Source organism: Shewanella sp. SR43-4 (assembly GCF_014163845.1).
Lineage (GTDB): Bacteria > Pseudomonadota > Gammaproteobacteria > Enterobacterales > Shewanellaceae > Shewanella > Shewanella vesiculosa.
Genome location: NZ_JACJEB010000021.1, coordinates 16,277 through 34,345 on the forward strand (window position 1 = coordinate 16,277; position 18,069 = coordinate 34,345).

18 protein-coding genes are annotated in these 18,069 nt (G+C 40.9%); 8 read left to right on the forward strand and 10 right to left on the reverse strand.

Annotation, left to right across the window (positions count from 1 at the left end):
* Window positions 1-55: 55 nt before the first annotated feature.
* Together H5123_RS18410 and H5123_RS18415 are read right to left on the reverse strand one after the other, a co-directional pair.
* Window positions 56-1,561: a cytochrome-c peroxidase gene (locus tag H5123_RS18410; protein ID WP_182698903.1), complete on the reverse strand. Its 1,506-nt coding sequence runs from the start codon at window positions 1,559-1,561 to the stop codon at window positions 56-58.
* Between the two features lie 364 nt (window positions 1,562-1,925).
* Entirely contained in the window at window positions 1,926-3,710 is a 1,785-nt protein-coding gene (locus H5123_RS18415) for a serine hydrolase (RefSeq protein WP_182698904.1), read from the reverse strand.
* 258 nt (window positions 3,711-3,968) lie between these two features.
* On the opposite strand from H5123_RS18415, the gene H5123_RS18420 reads away from it, so the two are divergent.
* Both H5123_RS18420 and H5123_RS18425 read left to right on the forward strand, forming a co-directional pair.
* Window positions 3,969-4,313 (forward strand): PadR family transcriptional regulator, encoded by a 345-nt coding sequence (locus H5123_RS18420; protein WP_124018348.1) that lies wholly within the window; start codon window positions 3,969-3,971, stop codon window positions 4,311-4,313.
* Window positions 4,310-4,924, forward strand: coding sequence for a hypothetical protein (locus tag H5123_RS18425; RefSeq protein ID WP_124018349.1), 615 nt, complete (start codon window positions 4,310-4,312; stop codon window positions 4,922-4,924). The genes H5123_RS18420 and H5123_RS18425 overlap by 4 nt, the downstream gene beginning before the upstream one ends.
* A gap of 344 nt (window positions 4,925-5,268) precedes the next feature.
* Here the strand turns inward: H5123_RS18425 and H5123_RS18430 are convergent, their stop codons facing one another.
* Window positions 5,269-6,132 carry a YicC/YloC family endoribonuclease gene (locus tag H5123_RS18430; RefSeq protein WP_124018350.1) on the reverse strand — a complete coding sequence of 288 codons (864 nt, stop codon included), beginning with the start codon at window positions 6,130-6,132 and terminating at the stop codon, window positions 5,269-5,271.
* 176 nt (window positions 6,133-6,308) lie between these two features.
* Here H5123_RS18430 and rph point away from each other — a divergent pair, with 176 nt between their 5' ends.
* Complete coding sequence (gene rph / locus H5123_RS18435) at window positions 6,309-7,022, forward strand: ribonuclease PH (RefSeq protein WP_011639245.1); 714 nt, start codon at window positions 6,309-6,311, stop codon at window positions 7,020-7,022.
* A gap of 72 nt (window positions 7,023-7,094) precedes the next feature.
* Window positions 7,095-7,736, forward strand: a complete 642-nt coding sequence (gene pyrE / locus H5123_RS18440) for an orotate phosphoribosyltransferase (RefSeq protein ID WP_124018351.1) — start codon at window positions 7,095-7,097, stop codon at window positions 7,734-7,736.
* An 86-nt stretch (window positions 7,737-7,822) separates the two neighbouring features.
* Here pyrE and folE read toward each other — a convergent pair whose 3' ends face one another.
* The 5 genes from folE to coaBC form a co-directional block, all read right to left on the reverse strand.
* On the reverse strand, window positions 7,823-8,473 hold the full coding sequence (gene folE / locus H5123_RS18445; RefSeq protein ID WP_124018352.1) for a GTP cyclohydrolase I FolE: 651 nt from the start codon (window positions 8,471-8,473) through the stop codon (window positions 7,823-7,825).
* 178 nt (window positions 8,474-8,651) lie between these two features.
* Complete coding sequence (locus H5123_RS18450) at window positions 8,652-10,601, reverse strand: S9 family peptidase (protein ID WP_182698905.1); 1,950 nt, start codon at window positions 10,599-10,601, stop codon at window positions 8,652-8,654.
* A gap of 167 nt (window positions 10,602-10,768) precedes the next feature.
* Entirely contained in the window at window positions 10,769-11,362 is a 594-nt protein-coding gene (slmA, locus tag H5123_RS18455) for a nucleoid occlusion factor SlmA (protein ID WP_182698906.1), read from the reverse strand.
* A gap of 35 nt (window positions 11,363-11,397) precedes the next feature.
* On the reverse strand, window positions 11,398-11,856 hold the full coding sequence (dut, locus tag H5123_RS18460; protein ID WP_182698907.1) for a dUTP diphosphatase: 459 nt from the start codon (window positions 11,854-11,856) through the stop codon (window positions 11,398-11,400).
* Window positions 11,853-13,055 carry a bifunctional phosphopantothenoylcysteine decarboxylase/phosphopantothenate--cysteine ligase CoaBC gene (gene coaBC, locus H5123_RS18465; protein WP_220487689.1) on the reverse strand — a complete coding sequence of 401 codons (1,203 nt, stop codon included), beginning with the start codon at window positions 13,053-13,055 and terminating at the stop codon, window positions 11,853-11,855. Before coaBC ends, dut begins: the two co-directional genes overlap by 4 nt.
* 217 nt (window positions 13,056-13,272) lie before the next feature.
* Here coaBC and radC point away from each other — a divergent pair, with 217 nt between their 5' ends.
* The 4 genes from radC (at window position 13,273) to argA (ending at window position 16,285) form a co-directional block, all read left to right on the forward strand.
* Window positions 13,273-13,950 carry a DNA repair protein RadC gene (gene radC, locus H5123_RS18470; protein ID WP_124018356.1) on the forward strand — a complete coding sequence of 226 codons (678 nt, stop codon included), beginning with the start codon at window positions 13,273-13,275 and terminating at the stop codon, window positions 13,948-13,950.
* A 121-nt stretch (window positions 13,951-14,071) separates the two neighbouring features.
* Window positions 14,072-14,308, forward strand: a complete 237-nt coding sequence (gene rpmB / locus H5123_RS18475) for a 50S ribosomal protein L28 (RefSeq protein ID WP_011639236.1) — start codon at window positions 14,072-14,074, stop codon at window positions 14,306-14,308.
* 6 nt (window positions 14,309-14,314) lie between these two features.
* On the forward strand, window positions 14,315-14,488 hold the full coding sequence (gene rpmG, locus H5123_RS18480) for a 50S ribosomal protein L33 (protein WP_124018357.1): 174 nt from the start codon (window positions 14,315-14,317) through the stop codon (window positions 14,486-14,488).
* Window positions 14,489-14,965: 477 nt separating this feature from the next.
* Complete coding sequence (argA, locus tag H5123_RS18485) at window positions 14,966-16,285, forward strand: amino-acid N-acetyltransferase (protein ID WP_124018358.1); 1,320 nt, start codon at window positions 14,966-14,968, stop codon at window positions 16,283-16,285.
* Between the two features lie 100 nt (window positions 16,286-16,385).
* On the opposite strand, the gene rarD is transcribed toward argA, so the two are convergent.
* Both rarD and H5123_RS18495 read right to left on the reverse strand, forming a co-directional pair.
* Window positions 16,386-17,294, reverse strand: a complete 909-nt coding sequence (gene rarD, locus H5123_RS18490) for an EamA family transporter RarD (protein WP_182698908.1) — start codon at window positions 17,292-17,294, stop codon at window positions 16,386-16,388.
* 117 nt (window positions 17,295-17,411) lie between these two features.
* Window positions 17,412-17,876: a thioesterase family protein gene (locus H5123_RS18495; RefSeq protein WP_124018360.1), complete on the reverse strand. Its 465-nt coding sequence runs from the start codon at window positions 17,874-17,876 to the stop codon at window positions 17,412-17,414.
* Window positions 17,877-18,069: the final 193 nt, after the last annotated feature.

An 18,069-nucleotide genomic window follows, 5' to 3' on the forward strand; every position in this document is an offset into this window, starting at 1 on the left:
AATGTTATGTTTGGCTGATGTATAGACACCATTTTTAACTCGATAATCTAGTTGGTTAATCTTGAAATTTAGCTACTAGCCGCAATCCATCAGGATCAGGCGTGTTGTTATTTGGCACCCATTGACTTAAGCAAGTCGCATCAATTGCGCCTGATACACAGTTATCTGTAAGGGTATTTAAAAACGTTACCAACTGTGTGACTTGTTCGTTGGTTAAATCGAGATTTTCAATCTGGCCTGGTATGCCTGCGATTCTGTCGCTGGCTAATTTATCTAATGCCTCTAGGGTATTTGGCATCAGATCATTACTTTGTATGCCCATTTGACTCACATTATCAGATAAGGCGTAGTTAGTTACTGCGGATTCTACGTTAAGGTGATGACGAACCACAGCTTCCAACGATTGATAAGCTCCACTATGGCCGTAAGGTGATGTTACTGCGACATTTAATAATGCTGGAGTTCTAAATGCAAACTTATCAGCCTCTTGTTTGGTGACCCTAAAACGACCTAAATCATTAGTGCCAGTGACACCATCGCCTTTGCCTCGACCAATTTGTGGTATTGCTATGTTGTGGTAATTCTCATCGGTAAAGAAATCGCCGCTGTGGCAACTGGCACAATTGGCACCGCCATCTGCTGAAGTGGCAAAAAATAACTTAGCCCCTTTCTTAGCATCTAAGCTTATAGCGTCATCTTCACCTTTTACAAACGAATTCCAAGGGCTATCGACAAATACTTGAGAACGCTCATATTCACCAATAGCATTGAATATATTTGCTTGAGTAATGAGTTCTTCAGCGGTGCCATTTTCATCTTGTAAACCAACTCTAAATGCCGTTAACCATTCATTGGTAGGCAGATCATCGTTATCTCCGCGAAGTCGTGTTACTAAATAATCACGGATCCCCTCGTTATTTAGCGCACCTTTTTTGTGTCCTTTCATCTCTTCATTGGACGTCACAGGGAAGCTAGCTTGACTAGCTGCTAAATTAATTGCTTTAAGGTCTGGCGTGCTACTATTCGGTGAATCTGGAGTTAAAATTTGGGTGCCAGTGCCATTAGTACCAATATTACCTTCAATACTTTCGATACGGCCATCGTGAAATATTGCCTTGTCATATAAACCAATATTAAAAGTTGTTGGTGCATTGCGTGGCACAGTTGGTCCACCATCAAATGCGGTTCCAGCAGAACTGTGTTCACGGCCAGATCCTAATAGCAGTGGTTCGACAGATTCAACACCTATTGATAATGCCAGTTCATCTCCGCCGCCTAATACCGGGTGATGGCAACTCACGCATGCGACATCCATTTCACCACTCAATGCTTGGCTGAAAAATAATTGCATTCCAAGTGTCACAATTGGAGAGTCGACTTGTGGCAAATCGCGTCCTACTGCAGGTTCACCCGTTAAGGATTGCACCTCAATTATACTTCGTAAATCTGTGGTTAATTTTATACTTTCAATGGCAACAGGGTCTTGTGCTGTATCTTTACAGCCCACAAGCAACAACCCACAAATAAGGGCAACAAATGAGAGCGTAAATTTAGTAGACATACTTTTCCTTTAACTTAGCAATGTGCATTGGAATTCGTACGTGAGTATGGTCTCATTTAACATTTAAGCATCATTTATTTAACCATTTGTTATCATTATGGGTAGGTATTATTAATTAGTAGAGTAAAAAGGCAGACCATTTCGATTCATTTGAGTGGCCAGCGTTAGCATGGATGATTATTACTTTAAAAATCCATTGAGGCGCACTGTATTGGAGCATTACTGCTAGTGGGACATCAGCAGCCAGCCTCTGATGTTAAAAGATCATTATCTGATAAGGCTTTGGAAGATGTAGTAAAAGGCGGTAAGTCAAATATGTCGAGAAGCCCCCCGTGATCACAGTGAAGTCACGGGGGGGAAGTTACTATTGCTTAATTGCTTGATGTTCGACCATTTGGTTGTAGCTAAAGCCAGTGATTTGATTTTTATTATTACGGGTAAACTTAAGAATTAAATCTTGATGCTGCTTTATAACATATCCGTCAATGAGTAACTTATCACCCTCTATGCTGAGCAGTTTAGATGTAAAACCATTCTCTTCTTTGGGGATTGGTGAGGAGTTTTGAATGCCTTTAATTTTTCCATCTTTATCGAAAAAGACCGACATATCTACAATGCCTTTTTCAAAAATTAGTCGCTGCTGGATCTCGTCATTATCATTACTTTTTGAAAAGCTATAGTGACTTTCTAAAGCGCCCAGTTCTGCTTCTAATTGCTGCCAAAACCCTTGAAAAACATCGAGCGGTGCAGAGGCCATTTGTTCATCAAAAATTTCAGCTAATTTAGTTAACTCATTGGTATTAAGCAGGTTAAATAATTTTGTGGCTGTGTCAGTGAGTTGATCTGGTGGTAGGTGAGTCACTTGCGCTAAGTTATATAATGTCCAATTTTTTAAGCCAATGGTGTTAATTTTCAAAGTATTATCTTTGAGTGTTATCGCTATTTGATGGTCATCATCAAACGCATAACGGCCTACATATTGCTGTAAATCTATGGTGTTATTGCTTACTAAAGACACTATGTCGGGCGTTTTATGGGCTAACAAAATGCCTGAAACTTGTTGAATAATTTTTTTTCTCATATCAATTGAGAGGTCAATATTACTAACATTATGTACATGATTCATATATATAATAATGGTGATATTTTGCTCTGGAAGGTAAATGAAATCTGCCACTGTGCCTGCTGTTGCACCATCATGGCGATAGGCTTTTTGATCCCATAATGTTGTCATTTCCATGCCATAGCCATAAAACTCATTATTTCTTCTCAAATCCACAGGGTTAGAGAGTAAATAATCAAACTTCTTGTCTTTGAATATTTTATGGGCATTCATTGCATCTACCCATTTGAACAAATCTCCTGTGGTTGAATAAAGGCTTGCTGCACCGACTAACCAACTGTTGTCTATTTTAGTGGTGTGTACTTTGTCGGAACCTATGCCGCTATAGCTCTCGACTAACAGCGGGCTATTGTCAGGTCTGAATGCACTAGTATTTTTCATGCCAGCAGGTTCGAAAAGGTAGGTTTTTAGGTAATCAGCGTAAGTTTTTCCTGATGTTCGCTCAATAATGTCAGCTAATAAAATATAGCCGGTATTGGTGTATTCATAACGGCTGCCTGGTTCAAATGAGTTAGGCAGATCTTTAAAGCTATCAATTAATGATTTCTTTGCTATAGGTAAGGTTTTCTCGTGCATGAGTGGATCATTATCACCGTCAATACCTTTACCCGTATCCATAGGATCTGGAATACCTGCAGTATGAGTTAACAGTTGGTAAATAGTCGCTTTTTGACCCACTTCATTTTGATAATAGGGTAGGTATGTCGCTATGGGGTCTGCTAATGATAATTTACCTTGTTGGGCTAATAATAATATGGCGCTAGCGGTAAATTGCTTTGAAATTGAACCTATTGCAAATACTTTATCACTATCATTGTTAACCTCAGTTTTTACATTCGCGGATCCATAACCCCGGCTATAAATAATTTTATCGTCTTTTTTAATCGTTATTGCACCATTAAAACGACCAAGTTGCTCATATGAAGCCATTAATTTTGATATTTCGGTTACGTCATATTCATTAGCTTGGACATGGCTTATTAAACCCAAGGTTAGAATTATAATGGCTATATTTTTAATATTCATTTGATCACCTAAAATCCATACTATGTACATTGCATTGCTAGGTAGTCTAGTTCAATAAAATATACATAGCAATACAATGTACGTAGTTAAATTTATTTGGCATAGTAATCATGGAGTTTAGATGATATGTTTATAAAGCGACCTAGGTTATCTTTGACTAATAACAACATTTTTAAAGTAATACCGAACAGAAATTGCAATGGTATGTATATCGTTTTACTATGTAGGCATGATTAAATTATTAAAGATAACTATGCCATGCTTTCTGATCAGATCATTGACCGATGGTTACCTCAATTTCGTAAAGGTTTACTAGAATTTATTATCTTATTAAAGTTAAAACAAAACATGAGTTATGGTTACGAAATAGCGTCGGAGATTAAAAATCTTACTTCAATAGAAGTCGCCGAAGGAACGCTTTATCCGTTACTTAACCGTTTAAAGCGTGATGGATTAGTTCAAACAGAATGGAAAACAGCCGAGGTTGGTACACCACGTAAGTATTACCAAATTACCGACGCTGGTATTGAGACTTTAGATAAAATGAAAGTAATTTGGACTAATACGCATAGCTCAGTGCTAAAAATGGTGATGCAATCATGACACATCAATTTCCTATTAAAAGTGAAACATCTAAAAAATTATGGAGTAACTTTGAGCGCGAACTTAATCACAAGTTAGCACCTTTATCGGTAAGTGAAAAAGATGATATTAAGATGGAAATTTTAAGCCATCTATATGAGTCAGCTTTAAATGATGGCGCTGAAAGTGAAGAAAAAAGAATTATTAATGCTATTGACCGTTTAGGTGAGCCTGATTTATACCTGACACCATTAATTTCAGATATTTTGCATGCGCAAAGTGTCGCTAAAGGGCACCCAAAAGCGATATTAAAAAGCTTATTACAAATTACTCAAAAAAGCTTATTACACTTGTCTTTAACTGCTATTTTTGGCTTTGGATATTTTATTTCGTTTATCTTTTTTATTATGGGAATAATGCATATATTCAACCCTGAAGTTGGCATTTGGCTGGATAATAATGGTGGGTTGCTATCACTCTCTTTTTCTCATCAAGATAATGCAACTCAATGGCTGCCTGCGCAGTTTTCATTTATCGCCATTTTAGCTAGTGTTTTTGCCTATTGGGGTTTAAGTAAACTATTGTATCTGTTGTTTTTTAAACCTAAGGTTAATAAACAGAGCTCCTATTAGTGCGCCTGCGCGTTTTTCAACGCTATTATCTAAAAACAAAACCTTTAAGTGATTAATTTTAATCGGCTGTAGCTTAAGCATTGGTCATCAACACGTAGAAAAATGAGGTGAAGGTAAAGTGTCATCTAAAGTGCGTTGCGATCAAACTTTTTGGTTGTAGCGCCAACGGAAGGACAAGTAGGGGAAAATGCTTCCCAGATTTATTTGTAGTGCAGATCCTAGTTTAATTTAGTCACCAATTTTGACGTAACAATAGTAAACCATCAAACTCCTGCAAAAACATAAAACCCAGCAAATGCTGGGTTTTATTGGTCATTTTTAGCCTGTTAAAACAGGCTAAAAATTTATTCTACGTTCTGGATCTGCTCGCGCATTTGCTCAATCAATACTTTTAATTCTACAGCGGCAGAAGTGATTTCTGCACTGATTGATTTAGACGCCAGGGTGTTTGATTCGCGGTTAAACTCTTGCATCATAAAGTCTAAACGGCGACCTTCGCTACCACCTTTTTTAAGAATGCGGCGAGCTTCTGCTACGTGAGCTTCAAGGCGGTCCATTTCTTCGGCGACATCTTGCTTTTGCGCTAATAACACCATTTCTTGTTCGATACGGGCTGGATCTAATTCGCCTGCGATATCGGCTAAGCGGTTAGTCAGTTTGTCGCGTTGATACTGCATGACGGTTGGCATGTGGTCACGCACAACCTTTACTTGCTCCATTACACCGTCTAAACGGGTAAGTAGCATGTCTTTAATGGCTTCACCTTCACGGCCGCGCGCTTCGATAAACTGATCGATAGCACTGTCAAACGCGATCATTAAATCGGCACCGATGCTATCCATATCTTGTTCTGCAGCGGACAGCACGCCAGGCCAACGCAGCACATCAGTTAAGCTGAGTTCGCCTTGTCCTGCTTCTTGTTTTAACCAGTTTGCAGCACTTAACAACTGCTTTGCTAGCGCTTGGTTTAGCTGTAATTCATTACTGCTGTTGTCGGCAAGTTCATAACGTAAATTAACTTCGATTTTGCCACGATTCAGGCGTTTACGTAAGCGGTCACGTAAGACAGGTTCAAAGCTGCGAAACTGCTCAGGTAGGCGCAGGTAGGTTTCTAGGTAGCGCTGGTTGACTGAGCGGATTTCCCATGAGGCGGTGCCCCATTGTGCTTTGTGCTCGATACGAGCGTAGGCTGTCATGCTTTGGATCATGGAGTGTCCTGTTATGTTATTACGCGAATGTGGAGTGATTATAGCCGTTTTAGCCAACCGGATTAAAGGATTAGTCGATAGATTTGTGGCTTATCGCTGCTTACCATGGCATCTAACGGCGTGAAGCTCTATAATATGTGCTCAAATCTGATATGAATTCGACTACAGGACTTTTCATGCGCCCAAGTAACCGTACACCAGCTCAAACTCGCCCTATCACTATTACGCGTTCTTTTACTGCACATGCTGAAGGCTCTGTTTTAGTTGAGTTTGGCGACACAAAAGTATTATGTACTGCCAGTTTCACTGAAGGCGTTCCGCGTTTTCTTAAAGGCCAAGGCCAAGGTTGGGTAACTGCTGAATATGGTATGTTACCGCGTTCAACTCATAGCCGTATGGACCGTGAAGCGGCTCGTGGTAAGCAGTCTGGCCGTACCCAAGAAATTCAACGTTTAATTGGTCGTGCATTACGTGCCGCTGTGGACATGAAATTGTTAGGTGAAAACACCATCGTTATTGATTGTGACGTTATTCAAGCTGATGGTGGTACGCGTACTGCGGCTATTACTGGTGCTTGTGTCGCATTAGTTGATGCACTTAATTGGGCTCGTGGTAAAGGCATTATTAAAGCTAACCCACTTAAGTTTTTAATTGCTGCTGTTAGTGTGGGCATTTATAAAGGCGAAGCGATCAGTGATTTAGAATACATTGAAGACAGCGCTGCAGAAACTGACATGAACGTTGTGATGACTGAAACGGGTAAAATTATTGAAATTCAAGGTACTGCAGAAGGCGAGCCATTTAGCCATGAAGAGTTACTTGAGTTGTTAGTGTTAGCTAAAAACAGTATTCGCGAAATTGTCGATGTGCAAAAAGCTGCGTTAAGTTAATATGCTGTTGAAAAATGAGGACCGATTACGGTCCTTTTTTTTAGTCTAAAATTTGATGAAAGAGGAATAACCGTGAAAGCCTATCAACGCGAATTTATTGAGTTTGCTTTAGCCCGCCAAGTATTACGTTTTGGTGAGTTTACCCTTAAATCTGGCCGTACGAGCCCGTACTTTTTTAATGCCGGATTATTCAATACGGGTAAAGACTTAGCGCGTTTAGGCCGCTTTTATGCTGCGGCGTTAATGGATTCAGGAATTGAATTCGATTTGTTATTTGGCCCAGCCTATAAAGGTATTCCGATTGCGACTACTACGGCTGTTGCCTTGTGTGATCATCACGATGTAGATATTCCTTATTGCTTTAACCGTAAAGAAGCCAAAACCCACGGCGAAGGTGGCAGTTTGGTGGGCAGCGAGCTAAAAGGCAAAGTGATGTTGGTGGACGATGTGATCACTGCTGGTACGGCTATTCGTGAATCGATGGAAATTATTAATGCCCACAATGCCCAACTTGCAGGCGTGTTGATTGCACTTGATCGCCAAGAGAAAGGCAAAGGCGAGTTGTCGGCGATTCAAGAAGTTGAACGCGATTTTGGCTGTCAGATTGTGTCGATAATTACGCTTGCTGATTTAATCAGTTACTTGTCTGAAAAGCCGGGTATGGAAGCAGAACTTGCTTCAGTTAGCGCTTATCGTGAGCAATACGGGATTTAGTCTTTTTTCACCATGAATACAAAAACGCAGCCCCTAGATTATTAAATTAGGTGGCTGCGTTTTTATTGGCGTTTTGTTTACACACATTATTTTACTTGGTGTAAAAACTCGGCGCGGGTTGCAGGGTTTGATTTAAAAATACCACCCAATGCAGTGGTCGTGGTCGAGCTGGTTGAGTCCATTACGCCGCGAGATTTTACGCAGTAATGTACCGCATCCATTTTTACTGCTACGTCTTTGGTTTCAAGTAATGTTTGCAACGCCACTAACACTTGTTGGGTTAGGCGCTCTTGCACTTGTGGACGCTGGGCAAAAAATCGCACGATACGATTGATTTTAGACAAGCCAATAATTTTGCTACGGGGCAAATAGGCCACAGTGGCAAAGCCATCAATGGTCACTAGGTGATGTTCGCAGGTGCTGGTAAGACTGATATCTTGTACGCGGACCATTTCATCAACACCCATTTTGTTTTCGATAACCGTGATCTTAGGGAAGTTTTCGTAATCAAGCCCCGAGAAGATTTCGTCGACATACATTTTAGCAATGCGGCGTGGAGTATCAGCCAAGCTGTCATCGGTTAAGTCGAGTGACATTAAGGTCAAAATTTCACGCATATGGTGTTCAATTTTGACTTTACGTTGTTCTGGCGTGGAAGTTTTTGGCAACATCGGGGTTTCTAGCCCACGGTCTTTTAGTGCTGCTTGTACTTTTATTGCGGCTTCACTGAGTGCCATATATCCTCCAACTACTCAATATCACTGTTTATATGAGTGTACGTTAATACCCACTTGGGTGCCCGTTAAGGGACGAGGAGAATAACGCGATTTGCGCTAAATTAATACTACGGGTAACAAAAAAGCCGACCCTTTTAGTCAGGTATCGGCCTTTTGTGGTTAAACGTTTAAGCGATAACTACTTTACGTTTAGGTTTTCTTTGATGAATTTGAGTGTGATTTCGTAATATTTTGCTCGGTTTTCGGCGTTAAAAAAACCATGGCCTTCCTTTTTCCATATCTCTTTTTGGAATGGGTAGTTGGCTTGATTTAACGCTTTTTCCATTGCTTCAAATTGCTCAATAGGCGCGCGCTCATCTTCTTCACCATGAATTAATAACACTTTTGCTTTCAGTTTATTAACATTGTGAGTTGGCGACATTTCACGAAGGCGTTGGATATCAGTACCTAACACTTCTTCCAAGTATGCTTCTCCTCCATAAGATTCAGGAACATCACCGGTTTTATACATTTGTTCTAAATCATAAACACCGGCAACGCCTACTGCGCATTTGAACATATCTGGCGCGAGCATTGGGCTCATTAGCGCTGAGTATCCACCAAAACTGCCGCCAGAAATACACACTCTATCTTTGTCGGCATAACCCTGATCGATAACATATTGGGTCGCATCGATAATATCGTATTGAATTTTGCTTCCCCAAGCCAAGTAGCCTGATTCTTCAAATGCTTTACCGTACCCACCCGAACCGCGGAAGTTAACCTGTAATACGGCAATGCCATTTTGTGCTAACAGTTGGTTTTCAGAGTTGAATACCCACAAGTCGCGCGGGCCATGTGGGCCGCCATGAGGGTTAACCACTAGAGGCATGTTTTTATGTTCTTTCATGCCACGAGGTAGGGTTAAATAACCATGAATCGTCACACCATCACGGTTAGTAAAACTGATTGGACGTACTTCAGACATATCGCTAGGGTCTAGGGCAGCATTTTCAGCGAACAAGAATTTAAGTTTGAGCTTTTTACGGTCAAATAAATAATAGTCACCAGAGTTTCTGTCATTCATTGCCATAACAATAAGGGTATTACCGTCAATAGTTTCACTGACGATACGAATACGGTGATCAGGAATTGCAGCCATTAGCTGTTGCAATGCTTTGGCTTTAGCACTCTCAGTGTCGACAAATTGATACTCAGGATATCCGTTTTCAAACTCTACCGCGTAAAGGGTGTTTGTTTGGTCACTTACCCATGTCATAAATGGATCGACAACATCATGTTGGATGATTTTTTTATGTTTAGCTGTAGCGAGTTCGACTTCATAGATAGCGCTAGTCGCGCCTTCACCATGAGCAATAGCATAAATCGATTTGTTGTCTTCGGTGAACGAAAGAGGGTAGAAATCGGTTAGTCCGCCTTTAATTCTCTCAGCATCAACCCATTCATCATTTTCATAGTAGAAGAGTTGATCATTGTTTTTCTTGTCTCTGGCAAAACTAAAGCGCACGTTTTCATTGTTATCAACTAAGAAACCTGCATTTGCGACCGGTGATGTGGTAAGGCGTTTTCGTTTACCTGAGTAAACATCGACGCGATAAACTTCTGTATATGTATAATTCTGCTTATTCCAAGGGTAAGCCATTACAAGGATATCGTCTTTATCATCCTTTAAAGTATCTAATACGAATGCAGTCGCTTGAATACCACCATTACTTTTTATTTTTGTACTTGCTGATGTATCACTGTTGTAACCAAATAGGTATTTTGATTTGCTGCCGTCAAAATTGACTGCCAATAGTTCACCGTAGTAATCGGACACTTCACGTTGAGCATGTTTATAGAGTTTTTGTAACACAACCCTTTCCTCATTGACCCAATAATAACTGCCCACTTCTTCATCGCCACTGAATTTAACCGCATACGTTGGCTTCATCGATTCAAGGTTAAGGATGAGCAAAGTGCGTTTTTCATCTTCGATTAGGATCACACCAAGGTGCTTACCATCGGGTGAAATTTTAACGCCAGAAAACTCTGAATCAGCACTAAAGTCTTTAATTTGTGGAGCAGCAAAAGTGTGGGTGGTAAATAGAACGAGCAAACAACATGTGAGGTATAAAATGCGCAGCATAAATACAGTCCGTGTAATTAATGTTAAAAATGTAACGGCATTGTATTTTATCTGAGTTTTTGGGGCAAGAGTTGTCGACTAATTATTCAGCAGAATTAGGTGGATATAGGTTTTAAATGATTTAACATCTAGGGCTACATGTTAACAGCATACAGCCCTAAAGACGGTTAACTTCTCAACAACTGTTGCTGAATAAAGGTCCACTGTTCATCAAAGTGTTGGGTTGGCTTTTGTTTAAATTCACTGCGGACAAATTGTGAAATTCTGCCTTCGGCAAAGGCGAGTAACAAGTTAGCCAGAATGGCTTCATCGATATTAAAGCCTACGCCTTCACGTAAGGTTTTTTCTCGTAAAATTTGTTTGATTTGGGTTTCTATTTTTGCAAAAAGCACATCGATACGACTGCGTAAACGTTCGTTTTCACCCAACAACGCATCGCCATTTAATACTCGCGAGATCCCTGGGTTACGTTCAGAAAATACCAATAATAAGTGCAGCACTAATTGGCAGCGAACCATAGTGTCTTTTTCTTCGTCCATGATGATGTTTAAACGCGATAATATAGCATCTTCAATAAACTCAATTAAGCCTTCGAACATCCGTGCTTTGCTAGGAAAGTGTCGATAAAGTGCGGCTTCAGATACACCCACTTCTGCGGCCAGTTTGGCTGTAGTTATACGTTGACCAGGGCTGGTTTCGAGCATTTGTGCTAAGCATTGTAAAATATGCTCACGGCGATTTATTTTAGGGCTTTCAGCCATTATCTGTTCCTTGGCTCAGTGACTACTTGAAAAGGTTATTTGGTGCCTGAGTGACCAAATCCGCCTTCTCCACGATCTGAGCTATTAAACTCATCCACTAGTGTAAATGCTGCCTGTACAACGGGTACAAACATCAATTGGGCTAAACGGTCGCCTATTTCGAGTGTGAATGGTTTATCACTTCGGTTCCAACATGACACCATTAATTGCCCTTGATAATCGGAGTCTATTAATCCGATTAAATTGCCTAAAACGATACCATGCTTGTGGCCCATGCCTGAGCGCGGCAAAATTACCGCCGCAAGGGTGGGGTCGGCAATATGAATAGCGATACCGGTTGGAATTAATACCGTTTGACCAGGTTCAATCACCATAGTCGCGTCGGTCATGGCGCGTAAGTCCATGCCTGCACTACCTGAAGTTGCGTAGGCGGGTAATGGAAACTCACTGCCAATACGCGAGTCGATAATTTTTAGTTCAATGGGTGTTTTCATGATTTTTTTAGTTGTTGTTCTATCAATGTAAGTAATTGGCGCGCTAGGGTCAGTTTATCTGTTGCCGGCAGTTGTTGGCTGCCATCTTGCCAGAATACCTGTAGTGCATTGCTATCGGCATTAAAGCCTAAGCCTTGAATAGAAACATCGTTGGCGGCAATCATATCAAGCTTTTTGCGCTGTAGTTTGCCGCGAGCGTATTGTTCGACATCGTTTGTTTCAGCAGCAAAACCGACCGTAAAAGGTCGGATAGCGTGCTGAGCTACCGCGGCTAAGATATCAGGATTTCGTACCAGCGCAAGTTGCATTTGTTCAGCTGATTTTTTGATTTTTTGATCCGCGACAGCTGCAATTCGATAATCAGCCACTGCGGCACAGCCGATAAAAATATCATGTTGTTCAACTTGGCCCATTACAGCTTCGAGCATCTGCTGTGCTGAATCAACATCAATACGCGTGACGCCTGAAGGCGTGGCTAAATTGACTGGACCAGAGACTAATGTCACCTTGGCGCCCATTTCAGCCGCTGCTTGCGCTAATGCATAACCCATTTTCCCTGAGCTGTGATTCGAGATATATCGCACTGGATCTATGGCTTCACGTGTTGGGCCCGCAGTTATAATCACGTTATGGCCGCAGAGTGATTTAGGGCCAAAAAATTGTACTAATTGTTCTGCCATCGCAGTGGGTTCTTGCATTCTGCCTGGGCCGACTTCACCACAGGCTTGATTACCAGATGCTGGCTGCCAGATGATGAGGCCTTTACGGGCTAAATTGGCTAGGTTCTCTTGAGTGGTGATGTTTTGGTACATCTGTTGATTCATTGCTGGGCATACAATAACAGGCGCACTGGTGGCTAAACAGGTGGTGGTTAGTAAGTCATTCGCCATACCAGCGTTAATACGTGCAATTAAATTAGCTGTAGCAGGTGCTAATAGAACAACGTCAGCCCAACGAGCGAGTTCGATATGACCCATAGCCGCTTCTGCTGCGGGATCGAGTAAATCAGAGGCTACTGGGTTGCCAGAGAGCGCTTGTATGGTCAATGGGGTAATAAACTCCATGGCGCTTTGGGTCATAATGACACGTACGTCTGCGCCACGCTCTTTCAAGCGGCGAATAAGGTCTGCACTTTTGTAAGCGGCAATACCGCCACCAATTCCGAGTAATACTTTTTTATTTGTCAGCATGATGCACATTATCCGACTCAAATCTAATTTCGGCTAACAATATCACAAACCTGTGACAAGTTACGTAGATCCAATCTCAAAAATATCGACCATACTGTGTAATTGATTCGAACTCTTTTTGAAAATGACAGTGACCGCTTATTGATGCTGTGATGGGTCATTGTTTTGTGACTTGAGTCGATTGAGTACGCTAAGTGTAATGCCACATTGAATATAAGGGACATTCATGGGAATTAAAGATTGGCCACAAGGAGAAGGGCCGCGAGAAAAATTATTGCTTAAGGGTGCAGGACATCTTTCGGATGCAGAATTGCTCGCGGTAATATTACGTAATGGTCTGGCAGGTCAAAATGCGGTGGATTTAGCCCGAAACATGATTCATCAGTTTGGTGGTTTGCGCAGTTTATTGAGTGCACCTAAAAGCCAAGTCTGTAAATTAGCCGGTGTTGGACCGGTAAAATATGCTCAATTACAGGCTGCAGCGGAAATTTCTAAGCGAATTGCGCATGAAAATCTACAAAGAGGACAAATTTTGACAAATCCTGATTTAACTCGGGACTATTTAATGAGACAATTGGCAGACCGATCCTATGAAGTGTTCGCCTTACTATTGTTGGATACCCAACATAGAGTCATTCAATTTGTAGAATTATTTCGTGGCACCATCGATTCTGCTTCTGTTTATCCTCGCGAGGTTGTAAGCCTTGTTTTGGAAAAAAAAGCGGCAGCGGTAATTGTGTGTCACAATCACCCGTCTGGCATTGCTGAGCCAAGTCAGGCAGATCGGCGAATAACTGAGCGAATAAAAAATGCATTGGCAACCATAGATGTTTCTTTGTTAGATCATATGGTTGTAGGTGATCAGGAGATAGTCTCCTTTGCCGAGCGAGGGTGGATTGTATAAACACTGCTTGATCTTATATGGTCAATCGTGTATAAAATGCGCCCTCTTTGTGCCTCGGGCGACGGCCATACGAGGCACATTAATGCTCGAGCGTTAAAAATTTGTTTTGGAGAAGATTGACATGTCAAGAGTATGCCAAGTAACTGGCAAGAAGCCAATGGTTGGTAACAACCGTTCGCACGCAAAAAATTCGACTCGTCGTCGTTTTTTACCTAACCTACAAAACCACCGTTTTTGGTTAGAAGAAGAAAAGCGTTTCGTGCAATTACGTGTATCTACTAAAGGTATCCGTATTATCGACAAGAAAGGTATCGAAGTGATTGTTAAAGAACTTCGTGCCCGTGGCGAGAAGGTATAATAGAAAATGGCTAAATCTAAAGGTAATCGTGAGAAGATCAAATTAGTATCTACTGCTAAAACTGGTCACTTCTACACTACTGAAAAGAACAAGCGTAACATGCCTGAAAAAATGGAAATCAAGAAATTTGATCCAGTCATTCGTCAGCACGTTATGTACAAAGAAGCTAAAATCAAGTAATTGATTTTTGATTCTTAAAAAAGCCCCTTAATTGGGGCTTTTTTTATGGCCGTTTGAAAATAGTCTATACTAAACTGTTGCATAAGCAGGTGAACTCAAATGGTGACTAAGCTGCTGAGTTGTCAGTACTGCGTAGTTGTTTACTATGTGTGGTGCATGATTAATCTTATGGCATTGAATCAAGCTCTGTGGTCATTATTATTATGTGATGATGTTTGAGGATTGTTATTAAAGTTTAATGTAATGTTATAAATATATGCGTAAAGTATTATTCACAGTAAAAATAAGCTAACTTTTTGGCTGTAATGATTTTTTCATATAAATTTGAGACACTCTGTTTTACTTTAAGTGAAATAAAATGCTTTAAAAGTGAATTAAAATGCAATACCATTCCCTTTTGGCACTACAAATCATTGTGTGACATTTTTTGTCATAATCATTAATGCACATCAAATTTATACCGAGGTGAATTTGCCCGTGAGAACCACTGAATTAGTTGATGGATTTCGTCATTCTGCTCCTTATGTTAATGCGCATAGAGGTAAAACTTTTGTCGTCATGTTGGGTGGCGAAGCATTAGCGCATCCACAATTCCGCGGTATTTTGAATGATGTGGCTTTGTTGCACTCGCTTGGGATTGAAGTGGTATTAGTCTATGGTGCAAGACCACAGATAGATGCCGGCTTAAAGGCTGCTGGAATTGAGCCTGCATACCATAATGGTATTCGTATTACTGATGATGAAACCTTAAAGATTATCAAGCAGGTTGCGGGGGCGACTCAATTTGATATTACCGCTAGGCTGTCGATGAGCTTAGGTAATACGCCAATGCAGAATGCACAAATTAACTTAGTCAGTGGTAATTTTGTTATTGCGCAACCGCTGGGTGTTGATGACGGTGTCGACTTTTGTTTAAGTGGCAAAGTACGTCGTATTGATGCACAAGGGTTACGCCGCCAATTAGATAACAACGGTATTGTATTAATGGGGCCGATTGCGGCTTCTGTTACTGGTGAAAGCTTTAACCTGACCGCTGAAGAGGTGGCGACCCAAGTCGCGATTAAGTTAAAGGCCGATAAGATTATTGGTTTTAGTGATAGCCACGGTATTTTAGGCGCAAATGGCGAAGTGATTGCCGAACTTATGCCAGATGATATCGAAGAAATGCTCAAGACAATGTCTGAGGATGATCATACTTCAGTGGGGACTATCGCTTTCTTAAAAGCCAGTGTTGAAGCGTGCCGCCGAGGCGTACCACGTTGTCATTTAGTGAGTTATTTAGAAGATGGCGCCTTGTTACAAGAGTTATTCTCGCGCGAAGGCATAGGTACGCAAATTGTTACTCAAAGTGCTGAGCGTTTACGCCGCGCAACCATTAGCGATATCGGTGGCATTTTAAACCTGATTCGACCTTTAGAAGAGCAAGGTATCTTGGTACGTCGCTCTCGTGAGCAACTTGAAATGGAAATAGAGCAATTTATGCTTGTTGAGCGTGACAATTTAGTCATCGGCTGTGCGGCATTGTATCCATTTGAAGAAGATAATGCCGGTGAGTTTGCCTGTCTTGTGGTGCACCCTGATTATCGTGATGCAGACCGTGGTAGCTTGTTACTCAATAATATTATTGGTCAGGCACGCGTGCGCGGTTATTCCCGTTTATTTGCGTTAACCACTCGTAGCATTCATTGGTTTTTAGAGCATGGTTTTAGTATTGTCGATGTTGAAGAACTGCCGAACAAGAAAAAGCAGCTTTATAACTATCAGCGTCGCTCGAAGATCCTTGCTTTAGATTTATAGTGTCGACGATAGGATAAACAGCTCAAAAAAATGCCGGATAAATCCGGCATTTTTTTGATTCAATTTTGTGACTTGCCATTAAATGGTTATAAATGGCCTATTATGCTTGGGCTTTTGCTACAGTATTGCGTCGTTGACGTTGCAGTAGCATATCGCCGATAAAGATAATCAATGCACCCCAAATAAAGCCAAAGGTAATACCTTTCTCAATATCAAACGGTTCATTAAATAATTTCACCGCCAAGATAAACATGATGCTGGGGCCAATATATTGAAAGAAACCCAAAATTGAAAAGGGAATTCTGACCGCCGCTCCAGCAAAACATAGTAATGGGATAGTGGTAATAATGCCGGCAGCGACTAAAAGTAAATTGAGGTCGAGAGTGTTGGCCAGCATGCTTGTTGTCGAGCTGTCTAAAGTGATGAATAGATAACCGAGGGCGATAGGTAATAAGATGGCTGTTTCGACTAATAATCCTGATTTAGCATCGATATTTACTTTTTTTCGTAATAAACCATAAAAGCCGAAGCTGGCAGCCAATGCCAATGATAGCAATGGAATTGATCCAAAAGATATTAATTGAACCAGTACGCCAATACTGGCTAAACTGACTGCAACCCATTGTAATTTACGCAGACGTTCACCTAAAAATACCATACCAAGCAATACGTTAAAAAGCGGATTGATAAAATATCCCAAACTGGCATCAAGCATATGGTCATTATTGACCGCCCAGATAAAAATAAGCCAATTAGCTGCAATTAGCACTGAAGTGACAAACAGTACTAAAAGTTGTTTAGGTTGTTTGAGTATCAGGCGTAGACGGCCAAAACCACCAATAAACTGCATCATGATAATCATAAAAATGAATGACCAAATTACACGGTGCATTAATATTTCTGTCGCGGGGACATGATGTAAAAGTTTAAAATACAGTGGTGCGACACCCCAAATGGTGTAAGCGCAAACTGCCAGTAACACTCCTTTACGGTATTCTAAATCAGGCATAGTGAGTCAATAATGGGCAGGAAAATAATAGATGGCGATTGTAGGTCGCCATTTTGGATGACACAAGTGATTAAGCTAATTCTTTTATAAGCTGGTTGTTTGGTTTATATATTGCGCTTATCCCACCATATAAGTACCAGTGCCAAAGGCGATATGAACTCCTTGCTCATTATGTAATTCCATCCGACATACCGATACTCGGTTACCTGAACGGATAACCGCTCCAGTACCAGTGAAGACTTCACCGCGACCTGGACGTAAAAAGTCGACTCGCATATCTATGGTACCTAAGGTGGTTAAACGTTGTTGCAGTTCTTCAAGAGTCCAATCCTCTTTACTCGCTACTAGAGCCGCAAATACTGTTAGCCCGCCGACAACATCAAGCAATGTTGCAGTAACCCCACCATGAAGAATGTTTTGATGAATATTACCAATTAGCTCGGGCTTCATTTTTATTACGACTTCAACCCCATTGATGTCGTAATGTTTAATGTCTAACCCGAGTAGATTATGAAATGGGACATGTTGATCAAAAATATCAGCAACTTGCTGTAAAGCCTGAGTTTGAATAGAGGTGGTCATGAGCAATCCTTGTCGATTTATTATTATTATAGTGAACGTTGGTTTGAAAAACGTACTGTCATAGAGTATTTAATCTAACCCTAAAGTGACCTTGACTCAATCATCTATCTTGTCTGAAAACAGACAAAGGTGTTTTGGCCCAAGACTTCTGCGGCTGAGTGCTTTAAAATGAGAGCCCCTTTAATGATGATGT